Annotated in this window: 8 protein-coding genes; 5 read left to right on the top strand and 3 right to left on the bottom strand. The window is 54.4% G+C overall.

Translation table 11 applies throughout. From position 1 onward, the window contains the following. The 3 genes from ubiE to LEP6406_RS0212415 all read left to right on the top strand — a co-directional run. Positions 1-751: bifunctional demethylmenaquinone methyltransferase/2-methoxy-6-polyprenyl-1,4-benzoquinol methylase UbiE (gene ubiE, locus LEP6406_RS0212425; protein WP_317133833.1), on the top strand; the 751-nt coding region annotated here is incomplete at its 5' end. A 162-nt stretch (positions 752-913) separates the two neighbouring features. Next, positions 914-2,161, top strand: coding sequence for a DUF445 domain-containing protein (locus LEP6406_RS0212420; RefSeq protein ID WP_008309035.1), 1,248 nt, complete (start codon positions 914-916; stop codon positions 2,159-2,161). A 273-nt stretch (positions 2,162-2,434) separates the two neighbouring features. Then, positions 2,435-4,801, top strand: coding sequence for an EAL domain-containing protein (locus LEP6406_RS0212415; protein WP_008309034.1), 2,367 nt, complete (start codon positions 2,435-2,437; stop codon positions 4,799-4,801). A gap of 57 nt (positions 4,802-4,858) precedes the next feature. On the opposite strand, the gene LEP6406_RS0212410 is transcribed toward LEP6406_RS0212415, so the two are convergent. After that, positions 4,859-6,283, bottom strand: coding sequence for an aromatic ring-hydroxylating dioxygenase subunit alpha (locus LEP6406_RS0212410; RefSeq protein ID WP_008309031.1), 1,425 nt, complete (start codon positions 6,281-6,283; stop codon positions 4,859-4,861). 265 nt (positions 6,284-6,548) lie between these two features. Here LEP6406_RS0212410 and LEP6406_RS0212405 point away from each other — a divergent pair, with 265 nt between their 5' ends. After that, positions 6,549-7,679, top strand: a complete 1,131-nt coding sequence (locus LEP6406_RS0212405) for a geranylgeranyl reductase family protein (RefSeq protein ID WP_008309030.1) — start codon at positions 6,549-6,551, stop codon at positions 7,677-7,679. A gap of 138 nt (positions 7,680-7,817) precedes the next feature. Beyond that, positions 7,818-10,556 (top strand): COG1470 family protein, encoded by a 2,739-nt coding sequence (locus LEP6406_RS0212400; protein ID WP_008309029.1) that lies wholly within the window; start codon positions 7,818-7,820, stop codon positions 10,554-10,556. 404 nt (positions 10,557-10,960) lie between these two features. Here LEP6406_RS0212400 and LEP6406_RS0212395 read toward each other — a convergent pair whose 3' ends face one another. After that, positions 10,961-12,406 carry an SEC-C metal-binding domain-containing protein gene (locus tag LEP6406_RS0212395; protein WP_008309028.1) on the bottom strand — a complete coding sequence of 482 codons (1,446 nt, stop codon included), beginning with the start codon at positions 12,404-12,406 and terminating at the stop codon, positions 10,961-10,963. Beyond that, positions 12,393-13,628: an ISL3 family transposase gene (locus tag LEP6406_RS0212390; RefSeq protein ID WP_027268755.1), complete on the bottom strand. Its 1,236-nt coding sequence runs from the start codon at positions 13,626-13,628 to the stop codon at positions 12,393-12,395. The genes LEP6406_RS0212395 and LEP6406_RS0212390 overlap by 14 nt, the downstream gene beginning before the upstream one ends. Between the last annotated feature and the right edge of the window lie 93 nt (positions 13,629-13,721).

Below are 13,721 nucleotides of genomic sequence, written 5' to 3'. Positions count from 1 at the left end.
CCCACTCCCCCACTCCCCCACTCCCCCACTCCCCCACTCCCCCATGTCCCCCACTCCCGAAACCGTTCGCGCCATTTTTGATCGCATCGCCCCGGTGTACGACGACTTTAACCAGCAGCTCAGTCTGGGCCTCCACTGGGTCTGGAAACGGATTGCGGTGGCCTGGAGTGGGGCGGCGGCGGGGCAGACCTGCTTGGATGTGTGCTGTGGTAGTGGCGATTTGGCCCTGTTGTTGGGGCGACAGGTGGGGCCGACGGGGCAGGTCTTTGGGGTGGATTTTTCGACGGAGCAACTCGCGATCGCGCGTCAGCGGGCTGCCCGCCAATGGCCTGTCCCCCCCATCACTTGGCAGGAAGGAAATGCCCTAGCCCTGCCCTTTGAGAACAACACCTTTGACGCCGCCACTATGGGATACGGGCTGCGGAACCTGACGGATATTCCCCAGGGGCTACGGGAGTTGCGTCGGGTGCTAAAGCCGGGGGCGACGGTGGCGGTGCTGGATTTTCACCAGCCCCAGGGGACTGGAATGCGCCAGTTTCAGCAATGGTATTTAGCGTCAGTGGTGGTGCCCACCGCCGATCGCTGTGGACTGACGGCGGAATATGCCTACATTGCCCCCAGTCTGGATCGGTTTCCCCTGGGGGATCGGCAGGTGGCCCTTGCCTACGAGGCAGGATTTGCTAAGGTGGTGCATTACCCCTTGGCGGGGGGCTTGATGGGGGTGCTGGTGGCGACGACGCCCGCCCCTTAACCCTGGGGTTTGTTATGATCACCCCACCTCTGCTTCTGACAAGTTGCTTCTGACAAGTTCTGGGGGCTGTGGACAATCAAAGCCAGATTCTCCTGGTTATGGAGCGATTACAGCCCCTAGCTTGATTCCGTCCATTTAGAGCGCGATCGCCCCTGCACTGGCATGTCTTGGTCTGATATTTGGCTTTTGTTGGCTCCGCCGGTAGTGGGGGGTGCCATTGGCTACTTCACCAATGACCTGGCGATCAAAATGCTGTTCCGGCCCTATCGGCCCATCTATATTTTTAAGCGCCGCTTGCCCTTGACACCGGGGCTGATTCCCAGCAATCAAGGGCGGCTAGCCCAGCGTATTGCCGACAGCATCATGGGCTCCCTGTTGACTCCAGAGGAGTTGCAAAACTTAGCCCGTCGCCTGCTGCGTACCGACCGTATTCAGCAGGCGATTCAATGGCTATTGGCCCTAGCCCTGGCTCAAATTCAGGCCCGCAACCAGGCCCGAACGGCTGAGGTGGTGGGGAATGTGCTTCAGGATTTGGTGGGGGATTCTCTACCCCGGTTACTGCGGGTATGGGCACGGCGAGAAACCTTCCTCAAGGCCCAGATTGAGCAGATCTTTGACCAGGTATTGTTAGAGTTTCAACTCTCGGAGGAGCAGGCAGGGCAGGTGGCTACGTGGCTATTGACTTCTGTGCTGCCCCCGGATGCCCTACGGCGGATCGTGATCGACTTTCTGACCGATCGCAATATCCAAGTCATTGATGAAATTTTCCGCTCCCAAACCAGTGGCACCTACTGGGTCGTGGCCAATCTTTTTGGGGTCCGCAATGCCCTCACCCGCCTACGCTCCTTTTGCCTAGACGAGCGGGAACTCAGTAATGCCCGTATTTCTGAGTTACTGAAGGCGTTGAATATCCGCGATCGCCTCCAGGAATGGTTGCTGGGGCTGACGCTGCAAAATCTACCCGTTTCCACTGTGCGTGCCCTTCGTAACACCGTCCGCGAAGCAGTGCAGGGCTACTTGCAAACCCTGGGTCCAGACCTCCTCAAGGGGCTCAGCGGTACGATTAATTGGCAAACCCTAGCTACTCAACTGCTGAATCGGCTCCAGGGATCTCCGGTAGTGACCCAATCTCTCCAGCCCGTCAGTGAAGAGTTGGCCTTAGTGCTCGAACGCTACCTGGAGCGAGATTTGGAATCCCTGGTGGCGCAGGTGATTCCGATTCTGGATATTGATCAGGTGATTATCGATCGGGTTAATGCCACCACCCCTAAGAACTTGGAAATGGCGATCCAGGGCATTGTCCGCAGTGAACTTCAGGCTATTGTGAATTTGGGGGGAGCTTTGGGCTTTCTAATTGGGGGGTTCCAATCCCTACTGTTCTGGTATCGATTAGTCTCTAGCAGTTCGTAAATATAGAAGCTGTCAGTCCAAGATGGATTCGTTTCTGGCTTTGCGAGTAATGATGGACAAAACCAGACTGAGTCCCTTGCTACAATTCTGGAGTGTGAAGTGAGTGGCGGCGGTGCCAATCCCTACGTTATTTCAGCATTTCAGAGTTTAGCCCCGGTCCCTGGAGATGATGGGAAAGAGATAAAGCCGTTGTTCCACCGTCCTAACCCTGGATGATGTGGACCCGTTCTGGCTACTGTCTGATCGGCCTCTCTAGTTCCTGCGTCTATACTCATGCCCGATTCAATTCAATCTGAAGCCCAGAATCTTCACGCCGTCTCTTCCGGGCTGCGGCTTTTGATCGTAGAGGATGTTCCAGAAGATGTGGAGCTGATGGTTTTGGCTCTGGATACCACTGACATTCTGTTCCAATACGATGTGGCCAGTACCTTGGCCCAGTGCCAAAACTACTTGACGGAGCACCATTATGATGCGGTGTTGTCGGACTATCGCCTACCGGGTCTCCATGCGCCCCAGGTGCTGGAGGTGGTACAGCAAACCCAACCTCTGACGCCCTTTATTTTGATCACTGGTAGTCTGGGGGAAGAGGCGGCGGTGGAATGCATCAAGGCGGGCATGACGGACTATGTCCTCAAGGATCGCCTCTATCGGCTGGTGACGGTACTTCAGCGGGCTCTAGATGAGGCGACACTGCGTCGCCAAAAGCAGGCGGCCATCACCCAAGTGGAGGAGCAGGCTTGGCGGGAATCTATCCTCAACCAGATCGTCCAGGCTATGCGGGAAACCCTGGTGCTGGAGGAGGTGCTGCAAAATATGGTGGATCAGCTCCATCTAGCCCTGGGGGTGGACTACTGTGCGGTGGTTAAGCCCACCCCCGATCAACGCATGGTGATCCGGTTCCTGAGTGCCCAAAGTGGCGATGGTCAGGGACCAGCCCAAAGGGGCTATCGCGATCAACTTCTGGGACAGCCCTGCGATGTCTATGCCCAATATGCTTCCATTCTCAAAACCCATGGGCAGATCATTCTGAATGCTGACGATCCGCAACTCGCGTCAGAGGCGGCCAAGTTTTTTGCCACGAGTGGCACCCAGTCGCTATTAGCCACCGCTCTGACCTATAACCACACCCCCTACGGCATCCTCTCCCTTCACCAAATCCAATACAGTCGCCGCTGGACCACCTCGGAGTTGTCTTTGGTGCGGGCTGTTGCCGAGCAATGTGCGATCGCGATTTATCAAGTCGCACTCTACCAACGCGCCCAAAAAGAACTTGCCCAGCGCCGCCGCATGGAGGATCAACTCCGTCACGACGCCTTCCACGATGCCCTTACGGGCCTGCCTAACCGAGCCTTATTTCTAGATCGCCTCACCCACGCCCTGCAAATTGCCCAGCGCCACCGCAACACGACCGATAGTAGTATCCGCAGCTTTGCCGTCCTCTTCCTCGATCTTGACAACTTTCGCATGGTCAACGACAGCCTCGGCCATGATGCTGGAGACACCCTGCTCAAGGTCGTAGCCAAACGGCTGAACCGATGTATGCGCGCTGGGGATACCCTAGCCCATACCAGCGGCGACGAATTTGCCATCCTGCTGGAGGGCATCAGCGGCATCGACGATATCACCCACATCGTCGAGACCATCCACACCGCCCTCAAAACGTCCATCCAGCTAGACACCCAAGAGGTCTTCGTCAGCGCCTGTATCGGGGTTGTGTTCAACGGCGACGACTACAGCGATGCCGCCCAATTTCTGCGGGATGCCGACACCGCCATGTACCAAGCCAAGGGGCAGGGACGCGGCCAATACCAAGTGTTTAACGAGTCCATGCACACCCAGGTCAAAGAACACCTGCGGCTAGAAAACAGCCTACGGCGGGCCATCTCTCGCAGTGAACTAACCGTCAACTACCAGCCCATTCTGCACCTGCCCAGCCAGCGTCTCTGCGGGTTTGAGGCTCTCGTGCGCTGGCAAGATCCCCAATATGGTCTGCGTCAGCCAGACCACTTCATTCCTATTGCGGAACAGACCGGACTAATCCTGCCTATTGGGCAGTGGGTTTTGGAGGAAGCCTGTCGCCAATTGCAACAGTGGATTCACCAATGGCCCGCCACCGATGGGTTACACATTGCGGTCAACCTTTCCGCCAAGCAGTTTGCCCAGCCCAACCTCATTGAGCTGGTGGATCAGGCCCTAGCGGCGGCTAACCTCTCGGGTCGTCATCTGCATCTGGAGGTGACTGAAAGTGCCCTGCTCGACAACGAGGAAACCGCCCTCCACACCCTCCAAGAAATTCGTCAGCGCCAGATCCAGGTGGCCATGGATGACTTTGGCACCGGCTACTCTTCCCTCAGCTACCTGCTGCGCTTCCCCAAAGATGTGCTCAAAATTGACAAGTCCTTTGTCTCTCAACTGGAGGAAAACCTAGAGCATCAGGAAATTATCAAAACCATCCTCACCCTAGGCAGCAACCTAGGGCTGGCGGTGGTGGCCGAGGGCATTGAAACCGCTGAGCAGGCTGAATTTCTCCTCAACCATGGTTGTCTCTATGGCCAAGGCTACTGGTTTTATCCCCCCCTCAATGCCGAGACGGCGGGGCAGTTGTTGGCAGCGGAGCAGGGTAGTGGAGCAGGGTGTTGAGGCTAGGGCGTGGGGATCATTCCGGGCCTTCCTAGCGTATTGCGCTACCGGACCTCCCTACAGATTACGCGGGGGAATTCGGCGACCCTCGGAGAATTGGGGCTCTAGGGTGCCCAGCCAAAACCACAGGGCGGTGGTGGCCAGGGGAATTCCCGCGAGCAAAAGGCTCGTCCCCAGGGATAGGCTACCCGCAAGGGCGATGGTGAGGGGAATCAGGGACCATGCGATCGCACTGATCCCCAGAGCGACCTGACGGATTTGCTGAATCCGCCTCAGGGCCGTGCGGCAGCTTCCACAGTGTTGGGTGTGGGACTGGTAGCGATCCAACAGGGCAGCCTGGGACCACTCTGGCGGTAGAGATTCCCCCGCAAAGGGATCAGCCTGGAACTGCTGCACCCACTGGCGAAAGGCAGTTACATAGCGATCCGCCTGGGTAGGCAGATAACAGGTTTGGGCATAGGGCTGGTCCCCCGCCTGGGCCAGGAATCGCTCCTGGAGGTGAAGGAAAATCTGATCATCCTCCAGCACGCCATTGTTACCGATGTGGCTGAGCCAACGGGGGATGACTCCGATGAAAAACCGGGGTAGTGGTGACGAAAACTTGAAGGGAAAACGAGCAAATAGGCGACATTCCCCCTTGCGGATGGGCGTAGCGTAAACCACCGTCAAGGTGCGGCCAAACTGCTTTGAAGTGAGGTCGTGGTACATCAGTCCCGGTGCGACAAAGCGGGTGGATTGGGTGCCCAGTTTTCCCTTGCGCGGCCCCTCCGGCCACAGCCCCTGGAACCCCTGTTTGCCGGGATCAATCACCGTCATCTCCATGGGGGCAGCATTCTCCCGCTTGCCCACAGTTTTGTGGTGGGTGTAGGGAATGTGGCTGGCGTCTAGGACGTTTTCCAACAGGGTCAGGGCATCGTAGGGTAGATCCCGAAAGGTGTTGAGCATCACCCAGCCCTCGGGCTCCGCCTCCACCGCCTCAATGATGGGGACGGGCACCTGGGGCGCGTTTTCTACCCGACCGGGATAGACGAACAGCAGCCCCTGGCGTACCGCTGTGGGCAAGGAATGGGCACAGGCTCGGGGAGAGCGATGGGCCGCTGTCTCCGGAGACTGCTGGGGAATCTGTTCACAGGCTCCACTGCCGGAGAAGGTCCAACCGTGGTAGGGGCATTCCAACTGACCCGCTTCATTGATGCGCCCTTCGGAAAGGGGAGCGAGACGGTGGGGGCATTGGTTCGCAAAGACCCGCCATGCTTTTGCCTGGGGCTCCCACCAGATCACCAAATCCTGACCCAGCAGGGTGAAACGGGTCGGTCGCTGGGGATCTAAATCTTCGACATAGTGGACTGGATACCAAGCCTCGGCCCAGTCAAACTTGTCTGGATCTGGGCCACCAGGGGCGAGAGCCTGGGGGCTGGGATCAGTGGAAATTTTTGATGGGGCCAGGGTTTGGACTCTGGGGGCGTCTTGGGTGGCGGTCATGATTTCAATAGTTCAATACAAGGGTGGCAACACTGGCATCACGGGCAACGCTGGAAACGCTGTACACACAATGGCGTGCAGCCTACCTTCATTGTGTTGCAAAACTTCATGGTTGACCGCCACGCGCTATATCCTGGGCGCAAAAATTTCTTTACCCGTGCAATGGGGTACCGTGCAAGTGCTGCCGAATTGGGCAACTTAAAGGGGATCATCGGGGGTAGCTCGCCCCTCGCCTTGCCCCATGCGACTACAGGAGTAATCTGGGATGTACGACTGCATTATTGTTGGTGCTGGCCCCGCTGGCAGCACTGTGGCCTATCACTTGGCCAAGCAGGGTCATACTGTTCTGTTGTTGGAACAGGCAGTTCTGCCTCGATACAAGCCCTGTAGCGGAGCCTTGTCCCCCAGTGTGGCCCAGTGGTTTGATTTCGATCTGGCTCCTGGCCTAGAGCTGACGACGCGCAAGCTGCGCTACACCTGGAAGCTAGAGGATGAGGTCTGCGCGGAACTCAAGACCCAGGAGCCGATCTGGTTGGTGCGGCGGGATGTGTTTGATCAATTTCTCGTTACCCAGGCCCAGGGAGCAGGCGCTGAGGTGCGGGACCAGACTCCTGTGACGGGGATTGCGTTGCAGGGTGACCATTGGCAAGTCCATGTCCCTGGGGAAACCCTGGAGTGCCAATATTTGGTCGGGGCCGATGGGGCCACCGGACCCATGGCAAAGTGGCTGGGCTTCCCGGAGCAAAAGTTGCGGACGGCGGCAATTTTAGAGGTGGATGCCGATGGTCCGGTGGTGGATTCCTTTGCCCTGAACTTTGAATTTGGGCTGGCGAAAAATGCTTGTATTTGGGGGTTTCCCCGGCAGCAGGGCTATACGTTTGGTATTGTCAATTTTCTGGGGGGCAAGATCAAAGATCTCCATGCTCCCCTGCGGGACTATGCCCAGGGCTTGGGGATTGACCCGGCTCAAGGGCAGGAGTATACCCATCTGGTCAAGCTCTGGGATGGTCATCAACCCCTCCATTGCGATCGCGCCCTTTTAGTGGGAGAAGCGGGGGCCATTGTCGATCCCCTCACCGCCGAGGGGATTCGTCCCGGTGTCTTTAGCGGCGTCAAGGCCGCAGCGGCGATTCACCAAGCCCTAGGGGGAGAGGCCAATGCCTTAGCCCAGTACACCGAGATCATTCAACAGGAATGGGGGAATGACATGCAGTGGGCGCAGCGTATTGCTAGCGTTTTCTACCGGGTACCGGGAATTGCCTACCGCGTCGGGGTTAAACGCCCTACAGCTACAGAGCGCCTAGGCCAGTTGCTGACCGGGGATATTCGCTACGGCGATATCGCTAACCGGGTCATTAAGCGGCTGTCTACGGGGCTGCTGCCGGGGCGGCGGTAGAGGGGATTGGCTGATCAAAAACTGGAGAGTCGCGCTTTCGCAGTTTGCTATTCTATTCCACAACGTTGCTCCTTCGGAGCCGCTACGCGAACAGGGCAGGCTTCTGCCTTTCGGTACTAGCCCTCTCTCTCTCTGTTAATGACCTATTCTTCGACTGATTCTGGCAGCTCTGGCTTCGCGCCTGCCGCTCCTGAGAGCTTGGCAGAACTCCTGGATTTACCAGAAGGGCAGCGGCGGCTAATGCTGTGGATGCTGCGCCAAGGCATTGTGGACTTTGATGCGATCGCAGTCCAAATGGAGCTACCAGAGCTAGAGGTGCGATCTCAGATAGCAACCTTGATCCAGCAGGGCTTGGTTATTGTTTTAGGGGAAGACCGCTACCGGGCCTATTCTCCCCAGCGTCGCCAGCAGGAGGTGGCCGATAGTCTGTTGCAAACCCTCAGCCCCACCAAACCCCTAGCGGTGATTCTGAGTTCCCCCGGACGGGATCTAGTCACCCCTGGTAAACCTTTTGAACTAGGCATTACCGTTAGCAATCGCGGCCCCCGGAGCGCCATTATCCATGTCTTCATCGACGACATGTCCCCAGCGCTGAGACAGTGGTGCCAAGACAGCCAGGGAGCCTTAGCCCTCGCCCCCGATCAGTCAGGAGAAGTGGTCTTTCGCTTCAAGATTCCGGTGGATGTGATGCCGGGACTCTTGAACTACCTGGTGGTGGTAGATGCCCCAGAGCATTACCCCGAGTTTCCCCCCGCTCGATATTCCCAACAGATCCAGATCCTACCCACCGTCCAGGACCGGACCCAGACCGCTGACCCCACCTTCGCCATCACCCCCGTCAGCAGTGCCCAGTCACCCCTGCCGGTGCTACCGGGAAACCACCTGCAATTCCAAATCCAGATCTTTAACCGATCTGAGCAGGTAGACCGCTTTCGCCTGATCTGTCTAGATCTAGCCCCTGACTGGGTGAAATTTGACTACCCTCAGGATCCCGAAGGGTTGGGACTGTTGATGATTGCTGACAGCCTAGGGCTCAACCCCGGCGATCGGGGTGTGGTCATGCTCACCCTTTCGCCACCAGAGGCAGCTCTAGCGAGTATCTATACCCCCACGCTGCAACTGCTTTCGGAAAATAACCCTGACCTAGCCCTGCTGGATCTGATCTACCTGCAAGTGAAGCCGATCTATCAGCTCCAGCCTGAGCTGATTACGCTGGCCAATCAGGTTCGCACCCAACCCGCCCTCTTTCAGCTTTTTCTGGCCAACCAGGGCAATAGCCCCCGCACCCTGAACCTGGGAGTCCGGGGGCTGGGCAATCCCGAACTCTGCACCTGCACCCTAGAGGCGGAGACCGTGACCCTGGCTCCCCGCCAAACTCGCCAAGTGGGGGTGACGGTCCTGCCCAGCCGCTCTCGCCAGCGTCCCTTTATCGGCAATGGGCAGTTGTTTAACTTTCAGGTCGATATCGCCGATGCCGACGCCCTACCCTTGCCCACCAAGGGGTTCCAGGGCTACTTCACCTGGATGCCGCGCCCCTGGTGGCATCTGCTGCTCGTGATTTTGGCGGGGCTGGGGGTCTTAGCGCTGCTGATATGGCTGGTGTGGTGGCTATTTTTTCGCCCCCCCGCTGTGCCTACGGCCCTGAGCTTCTTTGTGGAAGATGAACGCTATTCCGCCGCCAAGGGGGATCGGGCGCGGGTGGGTTGGCAAATTCAGCATTCCCACCGCCTCCAAACCCTGCGTCTCACCGGGCTCACCCCCGATGGAGCCGTCCTTAGTGGACCGTTGGAATACGACCTCTCCGGCGACGAACTGCCCCGTGCCCTGGCCCCCTTTTGCACCTTACAAGCTCGTCTCCTCAGTTGCCGCAATGTCTACACCGACGCCCGTCAGCCGGGGGAATACATCTTTGAACTGACCCTGATTCCCAAGGATGGTCAGCGGGATATTGCCCCCATCCGCACCTCGGCGATTGTCATCGATCCCGTTCCCCTACCCACCGTGCTGGAATTGGTGCCGGGGCAGGCCCAATATGCAGAGCAGGGCACCCCCTTTGATGCGGAAAATCCTCAAGGGTTGCCCCCCGTCACTGCCGACGGCATTCTCCTAAATTGGGTGCTGGCAGCGCCAGAAAATCTGCAAGATCTCCTGCTAGTGGTACGCCCTCAGGATGGCTCGGTTCTGGGGGGACGGCGCTATCGTTTCCGCGATCCGGAAACTGGAGAATTTGTCATCCCTAGTGAGTTAGAACCCTTTTGCACGGTTCAAGTACGGCTGATTTGTCAGAATGTGGCGACGGGGATTGGGGAAGTGGGGGAGTACACCTTTGAGCTGAGTCCGGTAGCCTTTAGTGAGCCGGATAGTTCGGCAGAACCCATCGTCACGGATTTGGTCAAGGTAATTCCCCGCCCTATTCGCTTGCTGTCGTTCCAGATTAACGGCCAGGAGGCCCAGCCCAAATATTTGGTTCCTGTGGTTCAGGGGCAGGATCCGCCAGTGTTGGTGATTTCCTGGGAGATTGAAGGGGGATCGACGGCGGTGGCTGAACTGTCACCTTCTCCGGGCACAGTGGGACTCCGGGGCAGTGCCCCCTTTCCCCTCAGTCAGGATCCGGGCAGCATTACGCTGACGCTAAAAGTCAGTAATGGCATCGGGGAGCCGATTCTGCGATCGGTGACGGTGGAAACCTTTGATCCCAATCCTACCGATCCGGCAGCGGCGGCGGCGGCAGCGGCAGCAGCAGCGGTTCAGGCGGGCGCAGGGGCAGGCAATGGGGCTGGGGCTAGCGGCGACAGTGCTCCCCCCGCTCTCGATCGTCCTGCCCCCAGTGATCCCGGTCGCCTCTCTCCTTCGGAAACTCCACCCCAGTTTGATTGAGATGGGGAAATCGCTGTAGGGGGATGAACGAAATTTCATGAGTCTGAAGCCCCTAGAGTATTCCATCTAAAAAATCGTGCCTTGGATCGGTTAAGCCTGCTGCCCTAGGGCAGCAGCGCAGCAGGGGATTCTCATACAAAGACTCGGTCAACTCAATGCGAGTCTTTCTGCGAGACTTGCTAGTCCCATCTATTTGGACTGCTAGTCTTACACGACTTATACTAAATCCTGCTTAGTTACCCCCGATTCAAAAGGGCGAATGGCATTCGCCTCTACAGTTTGACCGTTTGTGAATCGGGGTTATGTGACTCGGATTTGGCATTATTTTTCTGCGAGTCCCTAAGGCTTTTATAGAACCAAACTGAATTTCAGTAAGGAAAATATTTTCACGACTTTAACAAAGCTCACTTTCGGCGCTTCCCACAACAAGACTTATATTTTTTCCCACTTCCACACGGGCACTTCTGATTTGGAGAAGCCTTAGAAGGGCCAAAGCCTCGCGCAGCAGGTCTTTCAAAGGTAAGCAGCTCTAAAGATAAAGCCTCTTGCTCTAAATCGGGTCTACGCTTGATTATGCTTGTTACAGCTACTTGCATAACTTCTTGGATTTTATACTTCTGAGGAAGCAGTAACATGAAAGCTTGATTTTCATGAAACTCATAAAAATCAACATCCTTTGTAAGAGAGCACTCATCCATAAAAGAGAAAAAGTATGGGTGTTTTTTCTCTAATCTAGACATAGAGTTATGTTCCAAATAAAATTCAAATGCCTGTTCATAGTATTCAAGGTACCAAGAAGTTACGGTTAACCATGCAAGGGTATGCCTTTCTGCTCCATCATCTTTAATCTCATGTTGGCGGATGATGCCTAAGGATTCACGCAGATTGTTATGAGCATGATCAAAAATTTTCAATAAACATTGATTTTTTCCCAAATGATTTAAGGAGTGGGCCAAACGATGATCAACATTTATGGTGCGGTCTATTTCAACACATTTCTCCCAATATGGGACACTCTCTTGATGTCTTTTTAGCCTACTGTATGCTTTGCCAAGTCCTGAGGATATAAAATACTCAGCCTCAACGTCATAAACATTGAGTTTTTCTTTCATATATTTTTGGATAGATTGGCTTTCTTCCAAATATTTAATTTGTTTTTCAAACTCATTTAAACTCTCAAAAATTTGTGATAAGTGAAAGTTGATGCCAGACACCAGCTCAGGAAAGCCTTCTTTTTTAGCTATATCTAAAGCATCTAGAAGTATTTCTAAGCCTTCATTTTTTTCGCCAAGATTAACTTTTATACTACCTAAAATAGATAAAGCTCCAAGCCTTATTCTCGGTTGATCACAATTCAATAAATCAATACAGTATTCTGTAGCAAGCTCATACAATTTTGATTTGTCTTGCCCTTCTCTTGCTGACATTTTAAGTAGAACACTAGCTATTTCACTTTTTGCTGAAATTCTATAAAATTCGTTGCCTGCTTTAGATAAGCAAATTTCATATTCTCTTCTTGCTTCTTCAAGTTTCTCCTTGAAGCGAAAAGCACGACCTCGAAAATGATTGACAAAACCCCAATCGCGTACTTTCGGATTCTTAAGAAGGCCCAAGGAAATATCCAAGGCGTAATCATATTTACCACTATTTATTGAACTCGCTAATACCTGCTCAGCTGTTTTTATTGCAGTTTCATCTAATTCAGCCTCTAGGGCATGATGAATTAACTCTAAAGCATCCAAGTAGCGCTTTTCTGGTAATGACTGATAATATAACGCAGCTTTTTCATGCAATGCCAACAAATCTTCAGGAGAAGTTTGGGCTCTTCCGGTCTGGCTATGGTGTTTCAAAAGGAAATACCCACGGCAACAAAGCTCTTAACTTGAAATTGTCAAAATTGCCAAAGCCATAACCTAATCTCTTGATCAACTTAAGCTTGTTATTTATTCCCTCCACAACCCCATTAGTTATTCTCAGTTCAAAGTATGATGTCACCTCATCAAACCATCGTTTAATCGTGCCACAACTCTGATTGAAAAATGTCGATGAATCCGCCATCCAGTCCAGTAACTTTAACGTCCCTTCTGCCCAATTCTCGAAGGATTCAAAGATTTCTCTGAACTCTTCTTTCAATCGATGCATCGTTGCTAATTTAGGGGATACTTCGCTCACTTCTATGAGCTTCTTCTTCTGTTTCTCATTCAAATTCCCTTCGTTCTTTAGTAACGCATACTTACTGCCATTAAGACCCTCTATGACGCGCTCCCTCTCAGCCTTTTTTGCGATCTTCTTGGCCGCTCTCTTCTCCGCTTTCCGTTCGTTATCTAACTCCTCATTGACGAGTTTGGTGACATGGAATCTATCCGCGACAATGGTCGCATTCGGCATCATCTCTTTTACCAAACTTTGGTAGGGCTTCCACAGGTCTATGCTCACCCCTTCAATCCCCTCAAGCACCTCTGGTCCCCATTGGCTAAGGACTTGGCGCAATCCCTCTTGTGTTCGTGAGGGTAGAAGGGTGATCGGCTGGTGCGTCTCTAGGTTCACTAGCACCCCATAATAGTTACCCTGACCTTTGACGACCGCTATCTCGTCTATCCCGAGATATCTAATCGGTTCTGGGCTCTCGGGTAAATACGCCTTTCCGGCATCCTTTATCATCGTCTCAATCTGCTCGTCACTCAGCCCTGTCCGAGCCGCCACACTGTGAATGCTACTCCCTAACACTTGGCCGACAATCTGCTTCGCTAGCCGCTGCGTATACAACCGCCTTTTCTTAACAAAGGCCAGTTCTTCGCTAAACACTTGTCCACATTCCTGGCACCAAAACTGGCGGCGATTGACTCGCAACACTACGGGCTGTTGATTCCACGGCAAATCCTCAATGTTATACCGATGATTCTCATGCAAATGACGACTTCGCTTCCCACACCGGGGACACTCTGCATCTCGGCGGGTGGGGCTAATTACAAAAAATAGCCCCACCCCATCTATCATTGTCATATCCTCTACTTTTGTCTCAGGAAGACCCAGTAGCTCTGTCAATTGCCTCGCGTCAGATTCTGTGATCATGGCGCTCACCCATATATGGCGACTTTCTCTCACCCTTTAATTCTAGCCAATCCCTTGTATATCAAACACTTAACGCCTTTCTAGCGTTTATTT

Origin of the sequence: Leptolyngbya sp. PCC 6406 (assembly GCF_000332095.2) — a bacterium.
Classification (GTDB): Bacteria; Cyanobacteriota; Cyanobacteriia; order Phormidesmidales; family Phormidesmidaceae; genus PCC-6406.
The sequence above is the reverse complement of the archived record's forward strand: the minus strand, read 5'-3'. Positions and strand labels throughout refer to the sequence as shown.

Bases quoted from the DNA above. Each gene is read 5' to 3' on its own strand.
- LEP6406_RS0212420 (WP_008309035.1), top strand. From the start codon at position 914: ATGTCTTGGTCTGATATTTGGCTTTTGTTGGCTCCGCCGGTAGTGGGG.
- LEP6406_RS0212415 (WP_008309034.1), top strand. From the start codon at position 2,435: ATGCCCGATTCAATTCAATCTGAAGCCCAGAATCTTCACGCCGTCTCT.
- LEP6406_RS0212410 (WP_008309031.1), bottom strand. From the start codon at position 6,283: ATGACCGCCACCCAAGACGCCCCCAGAGTCCAAACCCTGGCCCCATCA.
- LEP6406_RS0212405 (WP_008309030.1), top strand. From the start codon at position 6,549: ATGTACGACTGCATTATTGTTGGTGCTGGCCCCGCTGGCAGCACTGTG.
- LEP6406_RS0212400 (WP_008309029.1), top strand. From the start codon at position 7,818: ATGACCTATTCTTCGACTGATTCTGGCAGCTCTGGCTTCGCGCCTGCC.
- LEP6406_RS0212390 (WP_027268755.1), bottom strand. From the start codon at position 13,628: ATGATCACAGAATCTGACGCGAGGCAATTGACAGAGCTACTGGGTCTT.